The following is a 24,836-nucleotide window of genomic DNA, read 5'->3' as shown; positions in this document are numbered from 1 at the left end:
CTCCTAGTCGTAACGCCGCGGGGTATAGACCCGCTGACGGTCACCCACGGCCACTCTGCGCGTGCGGGAGGACCCGACGATAAGCACAGTGCGCATGTCAACATCGTCACTCGTAAAGTCGGCAAGCGTGCTGACACTGTATTGTTCCTGTTCACAGCCTACCGCTCGTACCTTAATTATCAGAGTTTCGGGACTTCGTGCGCGGCGCAGAAGTTCAATGAAGGTATCAATTTGGTGCGGGCGCGCCCGCGATTTTGGGTTATACACAGCGAATGCCAGATCCACGGTGCAACAGGCTTGAACGCGCTGCGCAATGGTTTCCCAAGGCTTCAGGCGGTCTGATAAGGAAAGGACAGCGAAATCATGGCCAAGGGGAGCACCCACAAGGGCTGCTGCTGCCAGAGCTGCCGTGACTCCAGGGTGAATCTCAATCGGCAGCTGGGCGAACCTTTCCACATCCCCGCTCTGGGGATCAAGCGTATCCAGAACTTCCATCAGCGCGGTAGCCATACCGAACACACCGGGATCCCCCGACGAAACAACAACCACTCGTTTTCCGGAGGCAGCTAGGTCTAGCGCCAGTCGCGCACGCTCTAGCTCCACCATGTTTCCCGAGCTATGGACGCGCTGGCCCTCCTTCAACGCGACTCGTTGCGTATAGGCGCCATATCCCACCACATCAGTTGCCTGGGTAAGAATATCCGCCGTGTCCGGGGTGAGGAATCTAGCGTCTCCTGGGCCCAACCCCACGACGTCCACGCATCCTTCCGCCGGGAGATTCTCCTGGCGTACAACTCCGTCAGCAACTGTCGCGGAGGGTAGCAGTACGACGGAGAAGTAGGGGATTCGTTCCCCTCTGCTGAGGACATCCGTTAAACGGACAACGTTTTCAAGCGGAGTACTGGCATTCATTACGACAAGAGCTTGTTCTAACCGGTCCGCCGCGCGGAGCGCCGAAACGAGTGTCTCGGTGGTACGGCCTAGTTTGAGTACTGCCAGCGGATCGCCGCTGCGCAGTTGGGTAGTGAGTTCTGCGAGGGGCAAGGTTGCCGGTACGACACGAAACACGTCATGATCTTCGCACAATACGCTGTTGGTGGCAGCGGCTGCCGCTTGAAAGCTGCTGATCCCGGGAATGATGTCGACCGGATAGTCCCCAGCGAGGCGGCGGCTTAGATGCTGTTGTGAGCTGTAGATAAGGGGATCTCCGGCAGCGATGAGGGCGACGGTTTTGCCAGCTGCGAGCTCAGCACGCAACAGCCTCTCAGCCGTGTCGTAAAACTCCGCTAGTGCTCCTTGGTATCCCTCTGGGTGAGAAGTTGACCCAGTAGTCACTGGGTACTCTAAGGTAAGCAGTCGCTGCTGGTCAAGGTAGGGGGTGACAGTGTGCAATGCGTGGGAGGTGTGGCCGGGGGCCTGGTGATAGGCAACGACATCAGCAGCGCACAACGCGTGAACGGCTTTGACTGTGAGGAGCTCGGGATCTCCCGGACCAACACCGATAGCATAGAGGTGTCCCCGTGGTTCTCGAGGGTGAATAGCAGCTTCATCGTTTGAGCTAGACATGGTTAGAACGCTTTCTCCGAAGGCGTGGCGAGAGCATTGAGAGCAGATACGACGATGGCTGAACCGCCTCGCCGGCCATGAACTGTCAGATACTCTGTTCGTCCCGGGTGGGACGCGCACCAGTCGGCTAGCGCCTGTTTGGATTCTGCGGCACCAACAAAACCCACGGGGATGCCAATGATAGCTGCTGGGTCGGGAATCTTTTCATCGTCAAGAAGCTCGAGGAGACGATAGAGGGCGGTCGGAGCATTGCCGATAGCAACAACAGCACCATCACTGTAGGGGGCCCACATGTCGACGGCTTGGGCACAACGGGTCAGCCCGTGCGCTGCAGCGGCGTCACGGATGCCAGACTCGTGCAGGGTACAGATTATGGGATTGTTGTGGGGGAGCCGCCGGCGTGTGATACCGGTCGCCACCATGGAGACATCACAAAGTACAGGGGCTCCAATCTGCAGCGCTCGGCGGGCGGCCTCCACACATCCTTCGCTGGCCTCAATATCGTGAGCGAGGTCAGTCTGCCCGCACCCGTGGATCATGCGTACAGCAATAGGCTCAAGCGCGGGGCTAAACCTGGAGAGATCTGCTTCCTTCCGAATGATACGGAAAGACTCGGCGTAAATGTCATCTCCCGAACTGGTGTAGCTATAGCTCATGCAGCTGATGTCCTCCGCTAGTTACTGGGGTTCGCCCATCTGCGTCCATGAGCGTTTCTACATACTCTCCTTGTGCTGTAGCTAGACGTTCCCAATGCTGTGCATTGGGGTGTCCGCACCGGCGGGCACAGCCTACATAGTGAATTCGGACTCCTGGTTGGTAGTCGGAGGAGTGCATCTGCTGCCAAGCATCACCACGTACATCAGCATGCGCACGTCGGCATCCCGGTTGTCCACCACAGGCACTAATCCAGTTCGCCGGGTGACGTGGATCGACGCTCATTCCTAACCGAGTTAGGGCGGTGCACAGGTCGTCGCGGGCAGCTGCTGAAACGCCATAGATGGCGACGCTGTGCCAGGGTGTAAAACGCACAGAGTAGCCGAAGCCGGCTAGTTCTTGTGCGGCTTCTGCGGTCATTCGCCCGAAGGGGATGGTAGCCACTACAGTATCTGCTGTGATACCGGCTGTGGGCTGGAACCGTGGTGGGAGTGATACGTCTGCGTCCTTGAGTTCGGTAAGCTGCCGCGAATAGTGCTCGCGGAGCTGCATCAAGATAGTCTCTCGACACTGCTCCTCGTCGACCATCCGCCACTGCTGGCGGGGAAATTCGGCATAGTACTGAGCAGCGGCGGCAAGTATCTCTACAAGATGATTCTGTGCGCACGTGAGGGGAGTGGGAGCGGCTGCCAGAAGGATCATCCAGCTACCGTTGGGCTGTGCCACAGCCCCAAGATCTGGGCGCTCGTAGCAGACGTCACCGCTTCCGTTATCAAGCGCGATAATGGTTCGTCCGGAGAGATCTGCGACCGCGGGGCAAGCACAGAGTGCCTGGTCGAGCTCGTCGACAAGACGTGCAAGGGAGTCAGCAGATGGGCCTTCCGAATGGTGGAGTGGGGAGACGAGAATAGTGCGCACACTATCATGGGTTGGATGGGGGAGAAGCCCCGCTGCTGCAATGTCAGCGATAAGGCCTTGATGCATGTCGCCCTTGCGGACCCCGCGCAGCTGCGGGTGTGAGCGGTTTGACAGATGTAAGAACCCGTCCCCATAGTGCGCAGCAGCCTCTCCTAAGAAATGTAGTTCAGCAGGGGTAAAAAGGCTGCCTGGTTTGCGGATGCGCGCGATGCCGCCGTCTTGTGCGGGGAAAAGTCTTAGCGCGCTTGGACACGAGTCGTGGCAGGAGTGGTCGGATTCTTGCCGAGGAATAAAGGTGTGCACTCCACTAGCCTAGTCTGTTGGGTGCATGCAGCAGGTTAGCCCACGTGCTCCTTGATACCATGGGGGAGTTACTATCGCTGAAAAAGTAGGTTCGTGTGCGCGCCGTTTTGCTTTCCACTTCTGATACTGATGGGTTAGCGGCTGCTCAGTCTCATCGCCCCTGGTTATGGCGAAACCCTTCCGGTGTAGCAGCAGAAGAAGTAACCACTCTTCTGACGGACGCCGACGTCATCGTGCTTCGCCTGCTGGGCAGCGCTCGTACCTGGGATGGTCTAATCTCACTGGTGACGGTACTAGAGAAACCCCTTGTGGTGGTTTCCGGCGAACAATTGATCGACACCGAATTGTTGGCGTGTTCCACGGTCTCAGCTGAGATTGCGCACGTCACTCATCTCTATCTTGCGGCATCCGGTGCGGATAATATGGAGTCTCTCTGGGATTACCTTGAACTCGCGGTCTGTACCCCGGGGATGAGTCCGAGGGAAGCAAGCAACCACGTGCCGGCACCCCACGCACATCCTGCCTGGGGCATTATGGGTACAGATCCCGGTAAGAACGAGCTCGCTGGAGCCAAGGGCCGAGTGGGGATTGTCTTCTACCGCTCGCACTATCTCGCCGGAAACACTGCGTTTATAACAACACTTGCAGAGGCGTTTTCTACGTGTGGGGGAGTAGCAGTGCCTATTTTTGTGTCGTCTCTGCGCACTCCCGACGAAGATTTGCTGAACTATCTGGGGACCTTTGACGCACTTGTCGTGACGGTGTTGGCCGCCCATCAACCAGGACAATGTACTTTCCCCGATTCTGCTGTTACCACCCCGTGGGATAAGGACGACACGTGGGATGGAGGAGCCCTTGCTCGTCTGGGTATCCCCATCTTCCAGGGACTTTGTCTGACCTCTCCACACGACAAGTGGTTGGAGTCTGATGAGGGGATGAGCCCGTTGGATGCTGCATCGCAGGTGGCAATTCCCGAATGCGATGGGCGTATCATCACTGTGCCTTTTAGTTTTAAAGAGGAGGGAGAAGACGGTCTCAGCCGTTACGTGGCAGACCCCGAACGCTGTTCCCGATTGGCATCACTGGTGATGAGGACGGTGCGGCTGGGTTACCTTGCCAATGCCGATAAGCGTATTGTTCTTATGCTCTCGGCTTATCCAACAAAGCATGCCCGCATTGGTAACGCGGTTGGGTTGGATACTCCTGCCTCAGTCCTCGCGTTGCTCCACGCTTTGGCTGCTGCCGGCTATACCGTAGATGAAGCAGCCATCCCGGGTTATAGCATTGACGATCCTGCTGCCGATAATCCGGCCGAGCTGATGAAAGCGATTATTGCGGCGGGTGGGCAAGACGCAGATTGGCTGACGGATGAACAGGTTGCTGCAAATACACTCCGGTTGGACGCTGCAACCTATGAGCATTGGCTCCGCCTGTGCCCACTTCAGCTGCAGCAGAAGGTTGAAGATGCCTGGGGCCCTGCTCCCGGAGAGCTATTCGTGGATGCTCGCCGTAGCGGACACCCAGAGATCTTTTTTGCCGGCTTGGAGCTTGGCAACGTGTTGGTGATGGTACAGCCACCGCGCGGCTTTGGGGAGAACCCTGTGTCGATCTACCACGATCCGGAGCTGGCCCCGTCACACCACTATCTTGCTGCCTACTGGTGGCTTGCCGCGGATCGGACGGTTGGCGGCTGGGGTGCGCACGCGATCGTACATGTGGGGAAGCATGGCAATTTGGAGTGGCTGCCAGGAAAGCAGAACGCACTTTCCCCTTCCTGCGGACCGGATGCGGCACTGCGGGACCTTCCCGTCATTTATCCCTTCTTGATTAATGATCCTGGCGAGGGTACTCAGGCTAAGCGGCGTGCCCATGCTGTGCTAGTAGATCACCTTATTCCCCCTACTCAGCGTGCGGAATCCTATGGAGACATTGCTCGACTGGAGCAACTACTGGACGAACACGCGAACATTAGCGCGATGGATCTGGCGAAGCTTCCTGCCATTCGGCAGCAAATTTGGACCCTGATGACGGCCGCTCAAATGCATCGAGATTTAGGACTTGAGGAACGGCCTAATGAGGATGAGTTTGATGACATGCTCATGCATGTCGATGGATGGCTCTGCGAGATCAAAGATGTCCAGATTCGTGACGGCCTCCATGTTCTCTCCCGTGAGCCCCAGGGGGAGCACCTCACGAATATGGTGCTCGCCATTGCACAAGCTCGTCAATTATGGGGTGGCCAGGAGATTCTTCCAGGATTACGTGAGGTCCTCGGCCTCAAAGAGGATGGAACTGATAGTCGGCATCAGGTGGACAGGGCAGAAGAACATGCCCGTTTCCTCGTCGAAGACTTGGCGGCACACCAGTGGGATGTTGGCCTGGTGACTGATGCAATCAATCGTTATTGTGAAGCTTTTCATGTGGGTTCGGAAGCCTTTAATAGTGCACGCCTCCCGCAAGTTCTGAAGTTTTTGTGTGAGGTGGTGGTACCGCGTCTGCGTCAGACACGGCAGGAAATTCCCCACGTATTAGCAGCCCTTGATGGTGCTGCAGTACCACCTGGACCAGCTGGTTCACCGTTACGCGGACTTGTGTCGGTCCTCCCGACCGGACGTAATTTTTATGCCCTTGACCCTCGCGCCATTCCTTCCGAGCTCGCCTGGGAGACCGGTCAAGATCTCGCACGGACTCTGCTCGACCGTTATTGTGACGATCACGGCAGATATCCCGAATCTATCGGCATTTCTTTGTGGGCGACATCCGCAATGCGGACCAGCGGTGACGATATTGCCGAAGTACTCTCGCTGCTTGGGGTTCGTCCTGTGTGGGATGCTCAGAGTCGACGTATTACCGGGTTGGAGATCATTCCACTTTCCGAATTGGGGCGTCCGCGTATTGATGTGACGCTCCGCATCTCAGGCTTCTTCCGTGATGCGTTCCCTGCTGCGATCGCACTGATGGATGATGCCGTACAGCTTGTGGCAGATCTCCCTGAAGATACTGCAGATAACTACATCCGTGCACACGCCTTACTTGATGAGCCGGGGGGAAGTAGCGGTAAGAACTGGCGCACTGCCACGACACGTATCTTTGGTTCACGACCCGGGACCTATGGTGCTGGTGTAATCCAGTTGATGGAAAGTGGACAGTGGGAGACAACAAAAGATATAGCAGAGGTATACACTACCTGGGGTGGATACGCTTACGGCCGTAATATGGCTGGTATCGAAGCACGAACAGCCATGCAACGCAATTTCGCGCGGATCACCCTCGCAACGAAGAATATCGATTCCCGAGAACACGACATCTTCGATTCTGACGACTACTTCCAATTTCATGGCGGCATGGTAGCGACGGTGGAAGCGCTCCGCAATCATAAACCTGCCTCCTATATCGGAGACTCTACGCGCCCATCAGCTGTCCGGCACCGTAGCCTCAGTGAAGAGGCCACACGGGTGGTGCGAGCACGGGTGCTTAATCCTCGCTGGCTGGCAGGAATGCGTAAACATGGCTACAAGGGCGCCTTTGAGATGGCAGCCACAGTTGATTATCTCTTCGGATACGACGCGACAACAGGCGTCTTGGACGATTGGATGTATGGCGCGGTAGCTGAATCCTACCTCCTTGATACAGAGAATCGCACTTTCTTGGAAGAGGCCAACCCATGGGCATTGCACGGCATGTGTGAGCGGCTTATGGAAGCGGTTCAGCGGGGACTCTGGGAGAATCCCGACTCACGGATGTTGGAGCAGCTCACCGATCTCTTGTTAGAAACTGAAGGATCCATGGAGTGATGTCCGCTCCTTCTCCTCGTTCTGTATTCAGCTCCATCGTGAAGCTATTGGGGCCGATAATTATTGTTCCCGCTATTGGTGGAGGTGCAAGTTATTTCAGTTTTGCACCGTACAACCTTTGGCCGCTGGGAGTTGTTGGTATCGCACTATTATTCGGAGGTCTCGGCCTACTCGTGGCGATGCGGCGGCGGCACTTTTATTGGTGCGCGGCAGGCGCTGGATTTGTGTGGGCACTAGCTCTCTACCTCCCACTTTTCCAGTGGATTCAGACTTTTGTCGAAGAGCCACCGTGGATTGCATTATGTATCATCCTGGCCCTGTTTGTCGTGGCGATCACGGTTCCTGTCGTCCACTTCATGAGGCTTTGGGGAGTCTTCTCAGTTCGCACGGCGGCGGCGAGCGCACTCTGGTGGACTGCAGTGGAAGCGGTTCGGGCCCGTTTTCCCTTTGGAGGTTTTTCCTGGGGGACTCCCGCCTATGGGCAGTCGACCAGCCCACTCGTCAGTGCCGCGCCGTGGGGTTCCGCCTCGGCCGTCACTTTTCTTGTAGTGATGTGGGCTTACACCCTCGTGATAGGTGCCGCAGCGGCGCTATTCCTGGCGTATGCTGCCGTATGCAGACGGGACGATAGAGGGCATACAGGAATCTTTTCGTGGTATTCGTGGCCACGCCCGCCCAAAGTTTTTCGATCTGCAGTAGGTGTGCTGCTGATTGTTCTTACCATGACTTCAGGTTCGTTTATCTATGACTTCTCGCAACGTACTCATGCCGAACCCACCAGCACCCGACGCATCGCTTTTGTTCAGGGTGATGTGTCTACTTCCGGACTGACGTTTAACGCGATTCGGATGGAAGTGTTGGAGAATCACGCGCAGGCAACCTTCCGTCTGGCTGATGCAGTGAGATTGGGAAAGCAGCCTCAACCTGACATAGTGGTTTGGCCGGAGAACTCCGCGGACATTGATCCTTTAGGCAATCCTGATGCCAATGCGCTTATTACCAGTGCTGCCAGAGCTATTCGAGCACCAATTCTAGTGGGGGCGGTCTTAGGACGAAAGTCTCATAATCCGGAGCTCAACGCCATTCTATTATGGACATCTGATGGTTATCAGGGTATACGTCATGTAAAACGTCATATTCAGCCTTTTGGAGAGTATCTCCCTCTCCGTGGGTTAGTGGAAAAGATCTCCCCCTATGCAGTTTGGGCAGGTAATTTTCAGGCGGGGAGGGGAAATGGGATCATTCCGGTTGATGGTTCCCGTGCTGGTGTCGCAACCTGTTTCGAGATCATTTTCGGGGATAGTGGCCGACGCGCGATACACCATGGCGCAGATTGGTTAGCTGTCCCCACGAACAATGCGACCTTTGGCTATTCTCATGAGACCTACCAACAGCTGGGTATCAGCCAGTTCCGAGCGCGGGAGTTACACCGTTGGGTGGTAGTTGCGGCAACGTCTGGAGCCAGTGCGTTTATTAGTCCGGAGGGCGCTATTATGGACGAGACCTCCCTTTACGAACAGGATTTTGCGGTTCGCACAGTGTCTCTTTATCAGACGCGAACTGCCGCCACTTGTATCCAGCCGTGGCTAGATGGAGTTCTCTGCGTGCTGGCGGTGTTGGTGTGTGGCGGATCGATTATTGCCCGGAGGAAGCGTAAAATTACGCTCTAGCCTTACAGCTTGAACAGCCCTGAGATGCCCACCTACGGGTGGCTAAATAAGGAACAACATGTCTGCAAATGAATTGAAGCCAAGCGCCCGTACGCTGGTGATCATCCCTACCTACAACGAGGAAGAGAATCTTCCACTTATTGTGGAACGGGTTCAGACCGCTCAGCCTGACGTCCACATTCTGGTCGTTGATGATAACAGCCCGGATGGTACTGGTGATCTTGCTGACAAGCTGGCAGCCGAAAATGAAGGCTCGATCTTCGTCATGCATCGTGAGGGCAAAGGCGGCCTCGGCGGCGCCTACATTGCCGGTTTCCATTGGGGTCTGGAGCGCGATTACACCGTTTTGTGTGAAATGGATGCGGATGGCTCTCACGCGCCTGAACAGCTTTGCCGTCTGCTGGACCGCATTGATGAAGGTGCGGACATGGTGCTCGGTTCCCGCTATGTGCCGGGTGGCACCGTAGTGAACTGGCCGAAGAAGCGGGAGATCCTGTCCCGTGGTGGCAACATTTACACTCGCATCGTGTTGGGTGCCAAACTGAACGATATTACCGGCGGGTACCGTGCGTACCGTCGTGAGGTGTTAGAAACTATCGACCTCGATGCGGTGGGCTCTGTCGGTTACTGCTTCCAGATTGACCTCGCTTGGCGCGCAATCCAAGCTGGCTTTACTGTCGTCGAGGTTCCCATCACCTTCACCGAGCGCGAAATCGGTGAATCGAAGATGAGCGGAAACATTATCACTGAAGCCTTCGGGCGAGTCTTTCTTTGGGGTATCCAGTCTCGTTGGAAAAAGCTTCTCACGCTCCTTCATCTAAAGAAGTAAGACATGCTGATAAAGAATGGCCCACGGGAATTTCCCGTGGGCCATTCTTTATAACGTTAGCCCGCTTACCTGGCAGACCATGTCTTAACCGAAACGCAGCTGCTGTGGGGGAGAGGCGGCGTGTTCTGCTCCCACCGTGCGTTGTTTAGGCGTTGTTAGTGGGCACACGACGGCGACGCTTCTTCAGCACCTCAAGACGCTCTTGGAGCAGCTCGTCGAGCTCGTCAAGACTGCGACGTTCAAGCAGCATATCCCAGTGGGTGCGTGGCGGCTTGACCTGCTTGTCGTCTTCTTCTTCTCCATCGACACGGGTACCTTCCATGCCGTTCTTACAGATCCACGTCTGTGGAATCTCTGCTTCATGGGAGAACGGAACAACGAATTCTTCCCCGTTGTCACAGCGGTATGTCACCATCTGACGAGGTGCTAAGTCGTGGTTACGATCAGTCTCATAACTAACGGCGCCAAGTCGACTACCTCGCAAAACGCGATCAGCCATGCAGAATCATTCCTTACGTTACTCAATTAAATGTTATTTATAACACATAAATAACATACAGACAAAGCATCTCTCAGATATAACAACGGCGAAGAGGTCATTTTAGTTCCGACAACCACGAGGATCCAGCAAAATGCTCAACTCCACCGTATAGTTGCGTATATTCTACCGTTTCACGGAAGAAGACACGAAAGGCGATTATGGTGGAGTCACCGTATACAACACACCACGAAGATGCTCACTGTGCGTGGTGCGGTCGCGATATCTCCACAAACACTCGTGGACGAAAACGTAAATACTGCTCACAGTCTTGTCGGCAACGTGCTTATGAAGCACGCCATGACCTTACACAGCGTGGACTGCCGAATGACGTTATCGTCCTCAGTCAGGATGATGCAGAAGCTATTATCGACCGTATTTTCCAGGCGCGCTGTGCTGCAGAGGATCTTCTTATCGCGATCACTGAAGGTGCAAATACACAAGAGCTCCATGAGATTGCTGATGAAGTTGTGGCGCTCACCCGGGAGGCGGAGCGTCTTCGATAAAACCGGAATTGCTCCTGTCCTTCAATTAATGGCACACAACGGCAGTACACGGCTCAATTAGGATCCCGCAGCTTAATTCACTTCCTTACCTTAGGTTCTCTCACCTGTAGCCACAGCATGTTATTTTGTCACTGTGACAAAAGTAAACTCGTGTGACTGTGCGATATGGCAGGGAAATGGGTAATGCCGTTGCGGTCAGTGGGGCCACTAGGACCCAGGTAGTCTTATATACGCCCCCCAGGAATAACCAAGCAACGAGCTAATAGAGTGTAATCACACTACACGTAACAAGAAGTATGAGCACTCGTCGCGATAAAACCAAACATGATGTCTCCAGTCACATTCGGACTTGCTCGTTCCACGCACGAAGCACGGATATGTTTACCATTTTTGAGTAGATGTTCCCTGTGCCTTCTCTGCAATATTCGGAACTGACACTTCTCTGCAGAGCCTTTCAGTTTCCCTCTTTATCCGATAATCTACATTATGTCATTTCAGCTATTACACAGAAGCCGCGTCTCTACCTTGGGTTGAAAGTGGTTCCCTCCCCGAAAAGCCCTAACGTTTCTGGAAAACCAACCGTTGGTACTCGAGAGCCCCCGTACGCACTCCCGCGCGTGACAGTGCCAATGCTGTGCGCCACAAGCGGCGATAGGCTGCGTCGTAGCCCAATGCGCCCGCCTGCGAAACATGTGCACGGAAACTCTCATCCCATAATTCAAGTGACCGCACGTAGTGATGCCCGCAGTGAGTCGCTTGGGTTAAACGAGCTCCGGCAGCCATAAGAGCTGATACGCACTCTTCCCGAGAACGCAATTGAGTATCTGTATCGACGTACGCCCACCACCATGCGAGAGGCATCTCTTGATGAGGGCGCCCCCGCCATGGCCTCTCCACGACAATTCGGCCGCGCGGAGCCACATCTTCGGCCACAAGCTGCGGCAGGGCATCAAAAATAGCGTCGTGTGGAAGCGGAGAGATCGAGATGAGGACGTCATAGACGCCCGTCTGGCTGAACAATCCGGGAATAAGACGAAGTTGTCCCCCCTGCGCCATATCAGCCCGGGTGGTGAGAATCTTCTCAACTTGTGGGGTCTCACACAACACTGTGACATCGCACCCAAATGCCACCGCTTCTAGTGCAGTTTCCCCCCACTCAGCGCCGATAAAGAGAACTTTATCGCGACGACGTAAGTCAGCATCAAGGAGGACACGTGAGACTCGTCGCCGTTGCGCATCATACAGGTCTTTGCGCAACGGCAAAGGCGACGGATCATCAAGATACACTTCCGCCACCCCATTATCGACCACGGTCGAGCGCGGACCATTGATGAAATCTGCAGCACCAAAATTGAACGTCTCATCGAGATACGTCGAAAAGAACTCAAATGATCGATCCCGCGGAGAAGCGACTAATGGTTGACGACGCTGAGCGCGTTCTTTGCGTGGCAACGCCCCTTTGAGAGACATAGCGGTACCCCAAAAATAGGAGGGGTCTTGGGCATCCCATTCCCCTGCCATAAAGCTTTCCGCCAGCCCTAACCATCCATCCCGAGCAAACCGTTCATCGACGGACGCCTCATCATAGAGTTTCACCGTACGCGCCGCTTCAGTACCCTCCAACGGCAAGCGCCCCGGTACGAGTTCAGGACACTCCCCTGCCTCCGTTACCCACATAAACTGTGGGAACTCATCTCGAACATGGCGTTGACGAAGCCGGAAGTGTGAGGCGGAGGGAGTGGCAAGGCGTGGCCATTGCGACAGGTCGAGCACGCTCATTACCGGATCGTCACCTTCCTGAGGAGCACAAGTAGTACTCCCCCATGGTAAGCCCTAGGCGCCATCAACACCCGTAGGAAACGGCAGTGAGACCGACACAGATGAGAGGCGATGGGAGCTACTCGTCGTCGGGAGTACCCATGGGAAGGTTGGCCACCCGCAGCTTCCCTTGTGCTGCCCGTTTACCATCCTCGCGGACAATATCAACAACCCAAATCTGCTGAGTCCTGCCACGATGAAGCGGAGTAGCCGTAGCGATTAACCGCCCTTCGGTGACGGGTCGGAGGAAATCTGTACTGTTGGAGGACCCAACAGCTAGCCCTCGCCCACCTAACCACCACCACGCGGCAAGAGAGGCGACATCCTCCACTAATGATGTGTAAACTCCGCCGTGGACAATACCCATTGGCTGGCACAGTTCCGGTCGCACATCCAAGTGAGCGACTACCTTGTCTATGGAAACCTCGTCATAAACAATGCCAAGGGTGTGGGAGAACCCTTGAGCCGCGAGAATCTCTCGCGCTTGATCCAATTCTTCCCCGAAGAGGGTACGCCCGACATAGGGCGCATAGAGATCCATAACGTCGCGCATTCGATAACTCCTTGCATCATAGTGATGGCTAGAGTCTACCGATCCTCCGAGAAAGAGGAAGGCCCAGACGCTCACAGCTCTCATAAACGTATCGCATGCGACGCTCCACTTGATCGCGTTTACGGGGATAACGATGCATGACAAGCTTAGCGTAGCTGTTGATAAGTCCGCGCAAAGGGCCCCAACACTGAGATTCGGTGTAGCGACTTAAGCGACTCAATTCCCGCATGATTGGCACCAGGCTCTCCTGTGCCTGAAGCATTGTCCAGTCAGCCATATCTTGTTCAGATGGGATGACATGGAACGGCCGCAGCTTGGATACGTAGGGGTCATCTCCGAGCACACGCACCCGGGCGTGCTCTGCGCCATAGCGGTCGAATCCGCCTAACACATGTGTGCGGAGGAGAATATTCCTTGGACATACCTCCCACACTCGTCCGCTCAGCATGTAGCTAGAAACCACACCGCCCAGCACAAGGTGGATCATATGCGCACATACTTCTTCGACTGCCCGTTCTTTATCTTTGCTCGGGTCGACGATGGAGTGATAGTACTCTTCAAGATACTTGTTTTTAATCACATCAGTAATGGTGATCCAGCGGCGCCGCGGGCACTCTTCAAGGTCCGCTACAGAATACAAGTGAGGCTCCTCCTCACACAGGCTGCCGCCAATATCCGAAATCTCGTGTAACACTTCTTTGGCATACATCTCAAGCACTTGCTGGTACTCCCTTGTTTTTAGGATCACCTTCCCTCCAGCACCAGGTAAGTTTGCTATTTTTTTCTCGTAATTTCAAACCGGTGCAACTGATTAAGCGTTAATGAAGGCGAATAAATGAGCAGAATAAGACGAAACGTATGTGGATCCGTACAATGGAAAGGGAAAAATAGGAGAGAAATCCAGCAAGCTTATGGAAGTCGCTACACAAATTCTGTCATTAATTGGATTTGTGGCAATTACTGGCATCACTGCCATTTTTGTCGCCGCAGAATTCTCACTGACAGCACTCGAAAAGTCGGCCGTTGACAGAGAGGCCGCCGCTGGTCACAAAAGTGGGCAACGTCTAAAGCATGCCCATCAACACCTATCATTTGCATTGTCCGGATGCCAGGTCGGTATCACTATCACAACGCTTATCACTGGCTACCTCGCGGAGCCAGTACTTGCACAGTTTTTGACGCCTCTCTTGCGGAAAATCCCCAACATCTCGGATTCGGCGGTTAACGGAATTTCACTCGCTCTCGCACTTATTATCGCCACCATTCTCTCCATGACATTTGGCGAACTCGTGCCAAAGAACTGGGCAATTAGTGAGTCTATGCGTTTAGCCAAAGCGACCTCACCGTTCCTCATGGGCTTCTCCGTACTTTTCCGCCCCCTGATCAATAGTCTTAACAGTTCTGCTAACAGCATCATCCGCCAGTTAGGTGCTAAACCTGTCGATGAGCTAGCTTCCGCTCGCTCTCCACAGGAATTGGACAGAATCGTCCAAGAATCGGCTTTAGATGGCCATCTGCCGGCTCATACGGCACAGGTGGTCCAAAGATCCCTCCGCTTTGGCGATCTGTCCGCAGAAGACATTATGACCCCTCGTTCTCGAATTGAGACGATTGCAGCCGATGCGGTGGCCCGTGATCTCCTGTCACTGTCGGAAGAAACCGGACACTCTCGTTTCCCTGTCGTCTCCGGTGATCTCGATAGCACGCTGGGCATCGTGCATGTGAAGGACGCTTTTACCCTCTCCCCCGCCAAACTCACTAGCGTCACTATGCGTGACCTCATGAAACCCCTCCCCCGTGTCCCCGACAGTTTGGATGCCGACGCTGTACTCAGCACTATTCGGGCCAGCGGCCAACAGTCCGGCCTCGTTATTGACGAATATGGTGGCGCAGCGGGACTCGTCACCATGGAGGACATCATCGAAGAGATCCTCGGTGACGTCCGCGACGAACACGATGCGAGCCTCCTTGACGTACTTAAACGCGGTAATAGCTGGGATTGCTCCGGCCAACTCCGACGAGATGAAGTCGCTGCGGCGACCACCTACTTGTTCCCCGACAACCCCTCGTTTGACACCCTCGGCGGTCTTATCATGTGGAAACTGGGGCGCATCCCCGAAGAAGGGGACGAATTGGCCGTGCCATCCGAAGTGCACGCCGTCAGCGATGTGCAAGAAATACAGTGGTACTGCCGTGTCATCAAGATGGATGGGCGACGCGTCGACCGCGTGCTATTGACCCCACGCCCACTTGCTACCGTCACGGCGAGGGGAGAACAGCAATGAGCACCCTCCCGGCAATCCTCCTCCTTATTCTCCTCCTCGCTGTCAATGCCTTTTTCGTAGCAGCAGAGTTTGCTCTTGTGTCATCTCGACATGATCGTTTGGAGGCACTGGCCGCCGCCGGCCATCCGCGTGCCTACAAGGTGATCGATGCCTCTGAGCACCTCTCGATGATGCTCGCGACCTGTCAGTTAGGTATCACTGTGGCTTCTGTGCTGCTCGGCAAAATTGCAGAACCGGCCATTGCCAAACTCCTGGCAAAACCGCTCGCGCTCGCCGGTGTCTCCGGCTTTTCGCTCCACACCATCGCTTTTATCGTCGCCCTCGTCATCATTTCCTACCTGCATATTCTGCTAGGTGAGATGGTCCCCAAGAACTTCACTATCTCTTCTCCCGAACGTACTGCTATCATCATCGTCCCCCCGATGCTGATGATTATGAAGGTGTCACGTCCACTCATTCACTTCTTCAATGCATTGGCAAATGGCACCTTGCGCCTCATTGGCGTGAAACCGCGAGACGAACTAGAACATCGCGTCACGTCCGCTCAGCTCAAAGCTATGATCGGCGAATCGAGCGGAGAAGGACTCATCGACGATGACGAGACGCGCCGCCTGGACCGGGCACTCGAAGCATCTGATCGTCCCGTGCGTGCCATTATGATTCCCGTCCATCGCATGCGCACTCTAGAATTGCAAGAGGGCCACATCACTCTGGAATCCCTCCAGAAACTGGTTCGGGAAACCGGTTATTCTCGCTACCCCGTAAAGAACGACATCGGCCATTACCTGGGCTTCCTCCACATTAAGGATGTGCTGGACTACCTTTACTCGGATGAGTTGAGCGGAAAGCCAATTCCCGTCAATCTTATTCGTCCGCTCATTACATTCCCCGGAGATTCCAGCATCGATTCTGTTTCCGCTCGTATGCGTCGTCTACGTTCACATTTGGCCCTGGTCACGGACCCGGAAACTGATCAGATTATTGGGTTCGTCGCCTTGGAAGATCTTATGGAAGAATTTGTAGGTACGGTCCGCGATTCCACGCATAAGATTCCGGAGTAAGAACAATGTCTCTCGAAAGCTCACGGCACCGGTCGAAAAACCGACCGCGGAAATTCTTGGCTGGCTGGATTATCGCAGCTGTCCTGGTGGTCCTGGTGGTGATCGCTGCAGCCGTGGGCTGGACATTAGCGCACAAGAGTGTTGATGATAGCCGTACGCTTGATGCCGTGCAGGATTGTTCCGCAGGCTACCTTACTATCGAGATTTGGGCCCCCGCAGGAGTGCAAGAGTCTCTCACGGAGCTAATTACTTCCTATCAAACTACGCTTCCGTCGGACGGCGGACTATGTGCCTCCTTCTCGATCTCTGCTCAACAGTCTGGAGAAGCTGCTACCGCGCTCATGAAACGGACTCCTTACGTTCCGGGTGTCTGGATCGGATCGCTTTCTGATATTAAAAAAGTTGAAAAGAAACACCCTTCGTTGGTGGTCACTAAACCAGAGAAAATGAAGGGAACATCGTTTTACTCCGTAAGCCTTGATTTAGCGCAGAACGCCCCTGCTAACCTTGACGAAACGACTGCGGAACACACTGCTGAGGCCACACAAGCTGCGGTCGACGTTGATGCTTTCCTACAGCAGAATGAGTTACATTTTTCGGAAACGACGACGGTTGCCCCTGTAAAGAAGCCCTGTCCTACGACCCATACGATCCCTGCAGAAAGGACTCCTGCTGTATAGACTGACCCACGCAGGAGAGTTTGTCCGAGCATAAATAGTGCGGACTCACCAATTGTGGTGGGTCCGCACTGATACGTCTGTGAGAAAGGGCGACGCCTACCCAATTCGGCGTGCACGCCGACGGCGCATGTCCGCCAATTCATCAACCAGCGGCACTGCTGTGACAGCAGAACTCTCAATGTGCTCGGCCGGGAAGTGCGTAATAGATCCTGTGAGTTCTTTCATTGTGCCGGAAACGGCAATTCCGAATACACCTTGGCCATCCTGAATAAGGTCAAACATTTCCTCCGCCGATGTGCATTCATAGACAGAGGTGCCATCGGATACGAGGGTGGTGTTGGATAGCTCAGACACGCCTCGGTCACGGAGATGGTCAACGGCGATACGAATGTTCTGCAGCGAGATTCCGGTATCCAACAGCCGCTTTACAATCTTCAACGTGAGAATGTCTTTAAAGGAGTAGAGTCGCTGCGAGCCAGAACCTTTCGCGCCACGGATAGAAGGCTCAACAAGACCAGTACGTGCCCAGTAGTCGAGCTGACGATAGGTGATACCGGCAATCTGGCAGGCGGTAGGACCGCGGTAACCGGTTTGCTCATCAGGAATGGAACGGTCAGGGAAGAGTCCCGGCTGTTCACTGTGATTGTCGCTGTGGGACCCGAAGTTATCCATACTTCCACCTTGCGCACGTCACGTCAGCTGCATCTTTACTGCCAATGGTAACCCAGCACGGGAACAAAGTGTTACTTATGTGATAAAAATTGCTGATGTTACTGATGTGACTGGTCTTGCCTTACGTGAATAAAGAGTATTTGTCGAGAAATATCTGAGCAATAGGACACGCCCAAAAGCTTCAAGTATTAGTTGAGACTTTTAGTTTTTCTCGTCATCGGGACCATCCAAAAAATCATCCATCGAAAGATGATCCAGCATCTCACGGAATGCGTCGATCTCCCCACTTAGATCATCGGGAAGCTCCTCAGAAAATCTCTCCACGTCAGCCTCAGCTGCGCCCCCGGAAAGCCTAGCTGCGGACTCGCCACTCTGCGGATCGACCACCCCAAAGGCATTAAGGACAGTATCCTCCACAGTAATCTCGCAACCACATGTTGCCGCTAGGATCAAAGCATCAGAAGGTCGACTATCTACGCGACGACCATTATCAAGCACAATCTCCGCCCAGAAAATGCCATCCCGCTGGGCAGTCACACAGACGGACTGTACCTCTGCCCCTGCCGCCTGAATAGCCTTCCACAACGTCGTGTGCGTAAATGGACGTGGAATCTCCGTCTTAGCCATCGCGAACGTGAGCAGTGCAGTCTCCTGCTCCCCTATCCACATACCGAGAATTCGATCCCCTGTTCGCTCACGCAGCATAACGATGGGATCATCCTCGGGGGTATCAGCTTGAATACCGACGATACGTACCGGAACTCTCATTAATAATCCAACACATCCCGAAGACGTTGCTTAAGCAGACCCGCCGCCAAATCACTCGCACTGTTGGCCAACACGCGTGCTTGTTCTGCAGTACGACCCTTAACTTCAGCGGATTGCAACGCGCGACTTGCACCAGCAGCCTGTCGTACTAGATCGGCAATTCGATCTATCGCAGTTCGGAATGAACGTAAATGTCGCGTATCAATGCCGGACTCACACAGCGTTTTACACGCTTCGACGATCGCGATGTCATCTTCGACATAGAAGCCTGCCCCAGTTGCACGAAGCAGGTCAGCGTCGATGAGAGCATCCAAAAACTCCGGGTCAATCCCCGTCTTCAGACACAACGACCGCTCAGTCAGCCGCACTTGGCTAACGTGGGAGAAGTTCTCCTTATGCTCGGTGACGGCGCTCAACGGCATGGTCGACTGCTGGTGCAACTCAGCCAACGTCAGCTCGCCGGCATCCACTCTCTCCAACTGTTCCCCGATCACTTTGTTGGGGAGGAACAAGTCTCGCTGAGCGGTCAAGATAAAACGCAACCGCTCGATATCAGAACGGGAGTACCGGCGATAGCCGGATGCTGTCCGTGACGGGCTAATCAGCCCTGCAGATTCGAGAAATCGAACTTTGGACAGTGAAATATCGTCAAACTCTTTCGCTAACAGTTCAACGACAGAGCCGATGGACATCGTCGCATCGGATGATCGCAGAGGCTGCGCCAACATTTAGGCGCCTCGACGCGGACCAGTCAGGAACACCAGACGAAACTTACCGATCTGAACTTCGTCGCCGTTATTGAGTGTAGTGGAGTCAGTGGGCTCACGGTTAACGTACGTACCATTCAGGCTTCCGACATCGGAGACGCTGTAGACGTCACCCTCACGGCGGAACTCGGCATGGCGACGAGAAACAGTGACATCATCTAGGAAAATATCCGACTCCGGATGGCGACCAGCGGTAGTGACATCCCGGTCCAGGAGGAATCGAGAACCAGCGTTAGGACCCCGCTTGACCACAAGCAGAGCAGAGCCTTCTGGAAGACCATCGACAGAAGCAGCTTTAGCAACAACGGGCTCAGTAGCAGCCAGGTCGCTTTCCTTCAATAGCTTGGCACGGAAAACAGAAGTGGTCTCCGTGCTGGGTTCCTGGAATGGGTAACCGACGGGATTCTCGCTCACTAGTCTTCCTTTCTAAAACGGACACCAAGGGGCCCGCACAACACTCAATTCCTGGTTTAAGGATACCCTGCAAAGGCTCTTTCGTGCACCCTCTTGAGACCCTAAATCGCCATCAGATTAACCACTCTCTACCGCAGAATTCGCTTGTCTTCCTCCCACTGTGCCTTCTCTTCTGGAGTCAGCACCGGAACCTTCTTGAACAGCAGGAATCCACGATAGGTGTAAAGAATGCCCGTCCAAATGTAGAGCGCAAATGCCCAGATAAAAATGGCCCATGCAAGAGGCATCACCCAGTGATTCCAGGATACGGGTAAATATGCCAACAACAACATGGGGAACGCCACCATTAAACTGGCGGTGGCAAGTTTGCCTAGGTAAATAACCGACATGCGAAGCCCACGACGTTCGTACACGAAGATCAATCCGGCAAGGAATATGTCGCGGCAGACGATGATGACAACCATCCACCACGGGATGAAGCCAACGATCGCCATGGAGATGGGCACAGCAACCGTCATCAGTCGGTCGGCTGCGGGGTCCAGATAACTGCCGATCTTCGATTCCACGTGCCAGAAACGGGCGATTTTTCCATCCGCCCAGTCGCTCACCCCGACGATGATGAGGACGACAAAAGCCATGATGTAATCATGCTTCCCCACCAATAGCCAGATAAACACTGGCACCAGGAAGAGGCGGATCAGACTAATAAGGTTAGGGACCGTAAACACACGGAGAGATGCAGGGTCCACGGGCTCCTCTTCAGGAAGAGGAGGAGGCGGGGGAACATCACGTTTGATATCCGGTGGGACTGCCAACGCCTTGTGCCCGTCAACAACTGGTTCGAGATCAACAGCATCGCGCAGAATCTCATGAACACGCTCACTATCCAGTTCACGCTTGCGATCTCGTTTACGAGCAGCTGCCACGGCGGCCACCTTCTTCATTTCTATTGTGAGGAGTTCTTTTCGAATGGGCGGTACACGACGCCAAAGGTTACGCCGTATACCGCCCATCGCGAAGACAAAGGGTTACTTCTATTATCTAGATAACACCCATATCAATCATTGAATCGGCAACCTTAATGAAGCCGGCGATATTCGCACCGATCATGTAGTTGTCCGGGAAACCATACTTTTCAGCGGTTTCGATCGAAGTATGGTGAATATTCACCATGATCTGATGGAGACGCTGATCCGCCTGGTCGAAAGACCAGTGGCTGCGAGCGGCGTTTTGTTCCATTTCCAGGCCAGAGGTAGCAACACCGCCGGCGTTGGACGCTTTACCGGGGGCAAACCGCACACCCGCCTCGTTGAAGATATCGATGGCATCCGGAGAGCATGGCATGTTGGCACCTTCGGCAACAAACTTGGTGCCATTCTTCACCAGTTTGGCAGCTGCTTCACCATCGAGTTCGTTTTGCGTGGCACACGGCAAAGCGACATCACATTCAACATCCCAGATGGAGCCACCGGAAACGAAGGTCGCATTCGGGCGCTTGTCCGCGTAATCCTTGATACGTCCGCGTTCGACCTCCTTGACCTGCTTGAGCAGATCAAGATCAATGCCGTCGGAATCATACACGTAACCCGAAGAATCAGAGGCAGTGATAACGTCCGCGCCGAATTCCTGGAGCTTCTCAATGGCGTAGATGGCGACATTGCCAGCACCGGAGACAACGACCTTCTTGCCATCCATGTTGGTGCCAGCGTCCTTCAGCATTTCTGCTGCGAAGTACACCAAACCGTAGCCCGTTGCTTCGGTACGGACCAGCGAACCACCCCAGTTGATGCCCTTGCCGGTCAGAACACCCGCATCAAAGCTGTTGCGAATACGCTTGTACTGACCGTACATGTACCCGATTTCGCGACCGCCAACACCAATGTCGCCAGCCGGAACGTCGACGTTTTCACCAATGTGGCGCTGCAGCTCAGTCATGAAGGACTGGCAGAAACGCATAATTTCGTCGTCGGACTTGCCCTTTGGGTCAAAGTTGGAGCCGCCTTTGCCACCACCCATGGAAAGGCCGGTGAGGGAGTTCTTGAAGATTTGTTCAAAGCCCAAGAACTTGATGATGCCGAGGTTGACGGAGGGGTGGAAGCGGAGGCCGCCCTTGTAGGGACCGAGTGCGCTCGAGAATTCGACACGGTAGCCACGATTGACGTGGTATTCGCCCTTGTCGTCCATCCACGGAACGCGGAAGATGATCTGCCGTTCCGGTTCAACAATGCGTTCCAGGAGCGCCCGGTCAGTGTATTCAGGATGTTCTTTGATGACCGGTTCGAGCGATTCGAGAACTTCCTTCGCAGCCTGGTGGAATTCATTTTCGCCCGGGTTGTTAGCAACCAGGGCCGAGTAGACTTCCTGCAGCCGAGTACTTGGCATGGGGTGCCTTTCGTGTTGTGTGTTGTGTGATGAGTCCCGCGGGCTCATCGGCTTGTGTTAGCGGAATACTCCGCCCAAGCTAGAGAATCCAGTATCTCCGTCTTGTGCGAGCGGATTGCTGTGCACCATGTACGTCCAAGTTGTGGATGGACGTGCCATGCCAGCAAGATCGAGGTCAGGGAGGCCGGTTGACAGATCCAGCTTATTGAATGCTTCCTCGGCGCGACTTTCAGCACGCTCAATAAAGTTTTCAAAAGCCTCGATGGCGATACGGTGATATTCATCCAGCGGGTTCTGGCGTCCAAGCGCGCGCAGGTGGATACTCTCCCGCACGTCATCTAGGTAGGCCAGGTGGTCAGCCCATCCACGGTCAAGGTGGAAGAGCATGATGTTACGCGCAAGCTGATCTACATCTTCTGCAGAGAACTTGGCCGTTACCTCGCTCCACTTGTCAGGGTTATGCGAGGCAAAGTATTCGGACGCCACATCTGTGGCGAGGATGCGGTCACGCTGTTCGGACACAATGGCGCGCTGGTCTGCGACCAGACGGGAGTATCGCCAGGTGTAGGCGTGGATATCCAGCATTTGCCCCTCTGTAACACGTTGCGCGTGGTTGACGAGGCGTAACGCCTTCGGAGTAGTGAAGAGACCATCGCGGTCTGTCGCTCCCGGCCATTTCGCATCGGGGGCACCAGCGGCGACCAATTCATCCTCCATTGAGGCAAAAAAGACGCTCATCCCAGGGTCTCCTTGTCGGCCTGAACGGCCACGCAGCTGGTTGTCGAGTCGCTCAGTTCGGTAGCGGGAAGTACCGATGACACAGAGACCTCCGGCCTCCACGACTTTGGGTCGGTCAGCTTCATCCGAACCTCCCAAGCGGATGTCGGTTCCACGTCCAGCCATCTGCGTGGACACGGTGATAGCGCCGTACGCTCCAGCTTCGGCAATCACCTTAGCTTCCGCAGCGTCGTTCTTAGCGTTCAGCACGTTACACGCGAGCCCTTCTGCAGCCAGCTCAGCGGCGAGGGCTTCGGATTCTGCCACGTTTTGGGTTCCCACCAGAATGGGTTGTCCCTTCTCGTGCACGCTCTTAATGAAGTCAATGAGGGCAGTTCGCTTGCTCGCTGCGGTGTCGTAAACACGATCTTTTTCATCGACACGGATACATGGCGTGTTCGGTTCGATGGGCGATACGGCAAGATCATAGAAACGACGGAACTGCTCGCCTGCGGCAATGGCGGTGCCCGTCATTCCGCACACTGTCGAGTAACGCCCAATAAGCGCCTGCACAGTGATGGTGTCGAGCACTTCGCCAGCTTCGGAGATCGGAACACCTTCCTTCGCTTCCACAGCTGCTTGCAGACCGTCCGGCCAACGCTGCAGTTCAGCGACACGGCCTCGCGAAGCATCGATGAGTTTCACCTCGTCACCGCGCACAATGTAGTGCACATCGCGTTGCAACAGTACGTGCGCGTGCAGGGCGACATTCACCTGAACCAACGTGGTGCTGACATGCTCATCATCGTAAAGATTGATACCACCGAGCTGTTTCTCGACAAAACGTGATCCCTCATCGGTGAGGTAAATATTGCGTTTTTCGGCATCCGTCTCGTAGTGGCGATGCAGCTGGAGCTGCTTCACGATGTCAACAACATCTTCAGAGGGGATCTCCCCAGCGGTGGAGCCTGCCAGAACTAGTGGTACAAGAGCTTCGTCGACCAGCACTGAGTCAGCTTCGTCAACGATTGCTACATCTGCGCGAGGGGCCAGGAGTTGATCCTCGCGGGTGACGAGTTGGTCGCGCAGTACGTCGAATCCAATTTCGTTGACAGGCGCGTAGGTGATGTCGCAGGCATAGGCGGCTTCTCGCTCAGCACGAGCCGAGGACTCATTAATCCAACCAGAATGCAAGCCCAGAATATGAAAAAGCGGCTCCATCCATTTGGAGTCGCGGCGGGCTAGATAATCATTAACAGAGATAACGTGGACGGCGTGACCACCCAGGGCGTAGCCCACGGCGGCAATGGCACCCGAAAGGGTTTTCCCCTCACCAGTCGCCATCTCGATGACATCGCCCTCGAGCAATCGCAGCGCGCCTTCCAACTGGACGTCAAACGGTCGAAGCCCCAAGCATCGATCAGCCGCTTCCCTCACCAATGCAAAGAATTTCGGGTATTCCGGTGCTTCATCGGATAGTAGGTCAAGCTCGTGTGCCGCGTCAGCGAAGTCCTCGTCGGCGAGAGAGGCTGCCCACTCATCAAAGCCCCGGGAAAGGGAGACCGCGGAATGAGCCTCGGCTTGGTTCTTTGCGGTCGAAGCTCCTAAGAGTTTCCAGAACTTTCCGAAGCCTTTCACGGGCACTCCTCTTCTGTCGGTCTACTGGCACCATGTGTCGCTTCAACTGGGTGCTGAGCGTTTCTCGCGTTGCCAGGGTACGGATCTAGTGTAGCGATATAGAAGAGAAAACGATATTTCTAAGAAAGAGTTGGAGAGATTCTTTTGACCGCGGTGATGCTATCGACAGATAAGAAGCAGATGAGACGATGCTGAGACTACCCCCTACCTGCAAGAAAACATCGCCCCACTACTCTGTTTCAGGATTACGGGTTAAGGGTCAAAAAGTGTGTCCGGAATCGCGGATTTTCACGGATTGACCTG

At 54.7% G+C, this 24,836-nt stretch carries 21 protein-coding genes and 1 pseudogene; 7 read left to right on the top strand and 15 right to left on the bottom strand.

Annotated elements, in window-relative coordinates; translation table 11 throughout:
* Positions 1-3 precede the first annotated feature (3 nt).
* The 4 genes and pseudogenes from cobJ to Q0X28_RS08590 all read right to left on the bottom strand — a co-directional run.
* On the bottom strand, positions 4-1,566 hold the full coding sequence (gene cobJ, locus Q0X28_RS05700) for a precorrin-3B C(17)-methyltransferase (RefSeq protein WP_298577031.1): 1,563 nt from the start codon (positions 1,564-1,566) through the stop codon (positions 4-6).
* Between the two features lie 2 nt (positions 1,567-1,568).
* A complete protein-coding gene (locus Q0X28_RS05695) occupies positions 1,569-2,222 on the bottom strand; it encodes a precorrin-8X methylmutase (protein ID WP_298577029.1) in 654 nt (217 codons plus the stop codon).
* Positions 2,212-3,204, bottom strand: a complete 993-nt coding sequence (locus tag Q0X28_RS05690; protein WP_296238357.1) for a hypothetical protein — start codon at positions 3,202-3,204, stop codon at positions 2,212-2,214. Before Q0X28_RS05690 ends, Q0X28_RS05695 begins: the two co-directional genes overlap by 11 nt.
* A 9-nt stretch (positions 3,205-3,213) precedes the next feature.
* A pseudogene (locus tag Q0X28_RS08590) lies at positions 3,214-3,441 on the bottom strand (hypothetical protein); the annotation flags it as partial.
* A gap of 95 nt (positions 3,442-3,536) precedes the next feature.
* Here Q0X28_RS08590 and cobN point away from each other — a divergent pair.
* Genes cobN through Q0X28_RS05675 form a run of 3 tightly spaced genes read left to right on the top strand, consistent with a single transcriptional unit; the run spans position 3,537 to position 9,734 of the window.
* Complete coding sequence (cobN, locus tag Q0X28_RS05685; RefSeq protein WP_298577027.1) at positions 3,537-7,235, top strand: cobaltochelatase subunit CobN; 3,699 nt, start codon at positions 3,537-3,539, stop codon at positions 7,233-7,235.
* Complete coding sequence (gene lnt / locus Q0X28_RS05680; protein WP_296238360.1) at positions 7,235-8,905, top strand: apolipoprotein N-acyltransferase; 1,671 nt, start codon at positions 7,235-7,237, stop codon at positions 8,903-8,905. The genes cobN and lnt overlap by 1 nt, the downstream gene beginning before the upstream one ends.
* A 58-nt stretch (positions 8,906-8,963) precedes the next feature.
* Positions 8,964-9,734 carry a polyprenol monophosphomannose synthase gene (locus Q0X28_RS05675; protein WP_296238363.1) on the top strand — a complete coding sequence of 257 codons (771 nt, stop codon included), beginning with the start codon at positions 8,964-8,966 and terminating at the stop codon, positions 9,732-9,734.
* A 145-nt stretch (positions 9,735-9,879) separates the two neighbouring features.
* Here Q0X28_RS05675 and Q0X28_RS05670 read toward each other — a convergent pair whose 3' ends face one another.
* Entirely contained in the window at positions 9,880-10,233 is a 354-nt protein-coding gene (locus Q0X28_RS05670; protein ID WP_296238365.1) for an RNA polymerase-binding protein RbpA, read from the bottom strand.
* Positions 10,234-10,436: 203 nt separating this feature from the next.
* Here Q0X28_RS05670 and Q0X28_RS05665 point away from each other — a divergent pair, with 203 nt between their 5' ends.
* Entirely contained in the window at positions 10,437-10,778 is a 342-nt protein-coding gene (locus tag Q0X28_RS05665) for a hypothetical protein (RefSeq protein WP_296238367.1), read from the top strand.
* Between the two features lie 558 nt (positions 10,779-11,336).
* On the opposite strand, the gene Q0X28_RS05660 is transcribed toward Q0X28_RS05665, so the two are convergent.
* The 3 genes from Q0X28_RS05660 to Q0X28_RS05650 all read right to left on the bottom strand — a co-directional run bounded on the left by Q0X28_RS05660 (position 11,337) and on the right by Q0X28_RS05650 (position 13,867).
* Positions 11,337-12,557: a class I SAM-dependent methyltransferase gene (locus Q0X28_RS05660; protein ID WP_296238369.1), complete on the bottom strand. Its 1,221-nt coding sequence runs from the start codon at positions 12,555-12,557 to the stop codon at positions 11,337-11,339.
* 118 nt (positions 12,558-12,675) lie between these two features.
* Positions 12,676-13,149 carry a PaaI family thioesterase gene (locus Q0X28_RS05655; RefSeq protein WP_296238371.1) on the bottom strand — a complete coding sequence of 158 codons (474 nt, stop codon included), beginning with the start codon at positions 13,147-13,149 and terminating at the stop codon, positions 12,676-12,678.
* A 28-nt stretch (positions 13,150-13,177) separates the two neighbouring features.
* Positions 13,178-13,867, bottom strand: coding sequence for a hypothetical protein (locus tag Q0X28_RS05650; RefSeq protein WP_298577023.1), 690 nt, complete (start codon positions 13,865-13,867; stop codon positions 13,178-13,180).
* 232 nt (positions 13,868-14,099) lie between these two features.
* Here Q0X28_RS05650 and Q0X28_RS05645 point away from each other — a divergent pair, with 232 nt between their 5' ends.
* Genes Q0X28_RS05645 through Q0X28_RS05635 form a run of 3 tightly spaced genes read left to right on the top strand, consistent with a single transcriptional unit; the run spans position 14,100 to position 17,175 of the window.
* The gene (locus tag Q0X28_RS05645) at positions 14,100-15,434 is read left to right on the top strand and encodes a hemolysin family protein (RefSeq protein WP_366936996.1); all 1,335 of its coding nucleotides are present in this window, start codon (positions 14,100-14,102) and stop codon (positions 15,432-15,434) included.
* Positions 15,431-16,495, top strand: a complete 1,065-nt coding sequence (locus Q0X28_RS05640; protein WP_296238378.1) for a hemolysin family protein — start codon at positions 15,431-15,433, stop codon at positions 16,493-16,495. The genes Q0X28_RS05645 and Q0X28_RS05640 overlap by 4 nt, the downstream gene beginning before the upstream one ends.
* 5 nt (positions 16,496-16,500) lie before the next feature.
* The gene (locus Q0X28_RS05635) at positions 16,501-17,175 is read left to right on the top strand and encodes a hypothetical protein (protein WP_296238380.1); all 675 of its coding nucleotides are present in this window, start codon (positions 16,501-16,503) and stop codon (positions 17,173-17,175) included.
* A 96-nt stretch (positions 17,176-17,271) separates the two neighbouring features.
* Here Q0X28_RS05635 and Q0X28_RS05630 read toward each other — a convergent pair whose 3' ends face one another.
* The 7 genes from Q0X28_RS05630 to secA2 form a co-directional block, all read right to left on the bottom strand.
* The gene (locus Q0X28_RS05630; RefSeq protein ID WP_298577020.1) at positions 17,272-17,847 is read right to left on the bottom strand and encodes a MerR family transcriptional regulator; all 576 of its coding nucleotides are present in this window, start codon (positions 17,845-17,847) and stop codon (positions 17,272-17,274) included.
* 201 nt (positions 17,848-18,048) lie between these two features.
* Entirely contained in the window at positions 18,049-18,615 is a 567-nt protein-coding gene (locus Q0X28_RS05625) for a bifunctional nuclease family protein (RefSeq protein ID WP_296238384.1), read from the bottom strand.
* On the bottom strand, positions 18,615-19,307 hold the full coding sequence (locus Q0X28_RS05620; RefSeq protein WP_298577019.1) for a MerR family transcriptional regulator: 693 nt from the start codon (positions 19,305-19,307) through the stop codon (positions 18,615-18,617). Before Q0X28_RS05620 ends, Q0X28_RS05625 begins: the two co-directional genes overlap by 1 nt.
* 36 nt (positions 19,308-19,343) lie before the next feature.
* On the bottom strand, positions 19,344-19,796 hold the full coding sequence (locus Q0X28_RS05615; protein WP_296238388.1) for an FHA domain-containing protein: 453 nt from the start codon (positions 19,794-19,796) through the stop codon (positions 19,344-19,346).
* Between the two features lie 128 nt (positions 19,797-19,924).
* Positions 19,925-20,722 (bottom strand): CDP-alcohol phosphatidyltransferase family protein, encoded by a 798-nt coding sequence (locus tag Q0X28_RS05610; protein WP_296238390.1) that lies wholly within the window; start codon positions 20,720-20,722, stop codon positions 19,925-19,927.
* A gap of 115 nt (positions 20,723-20,837) precedes the next feature.
* Positions 20,838-22,178, bottom strand: coding sequence for an NADP-specific glutamate dehydrogenase (gdhA, locus tag Q0X28_RS05605; protein ID WP_296238392.1), 1,341 nt, complete (start codon positions 22,176-22,178; stop codon positions 20,838-20,840).
* A gap of 57 nt (positions 22,179-22,235) precedes the next feature.
* A complete protein-coding gene (secA2, locus tag Q0X28_RS05600; protein WP_296238394.1) occupies positions 22,236-24,533 on the bottom strand; it encodes an accessory Sec system translocase SecA2 in 2,298 nt (765 codons plus the stop codon).
* Positions 24,534-24,836: the final 303 nt, after the last annotated feature.

The organism is uncultured Lawsonella sp. (assembly GCF_947252745.1).
Lineage (GTDB): Bacteria > Actinomycetota > Actinomycetes > Mycobacteriales > Mycobacteriaceae > Lawsonella.
This window is presented reverse-complemented; position numbering and strand designations above follow the sequence as displayed.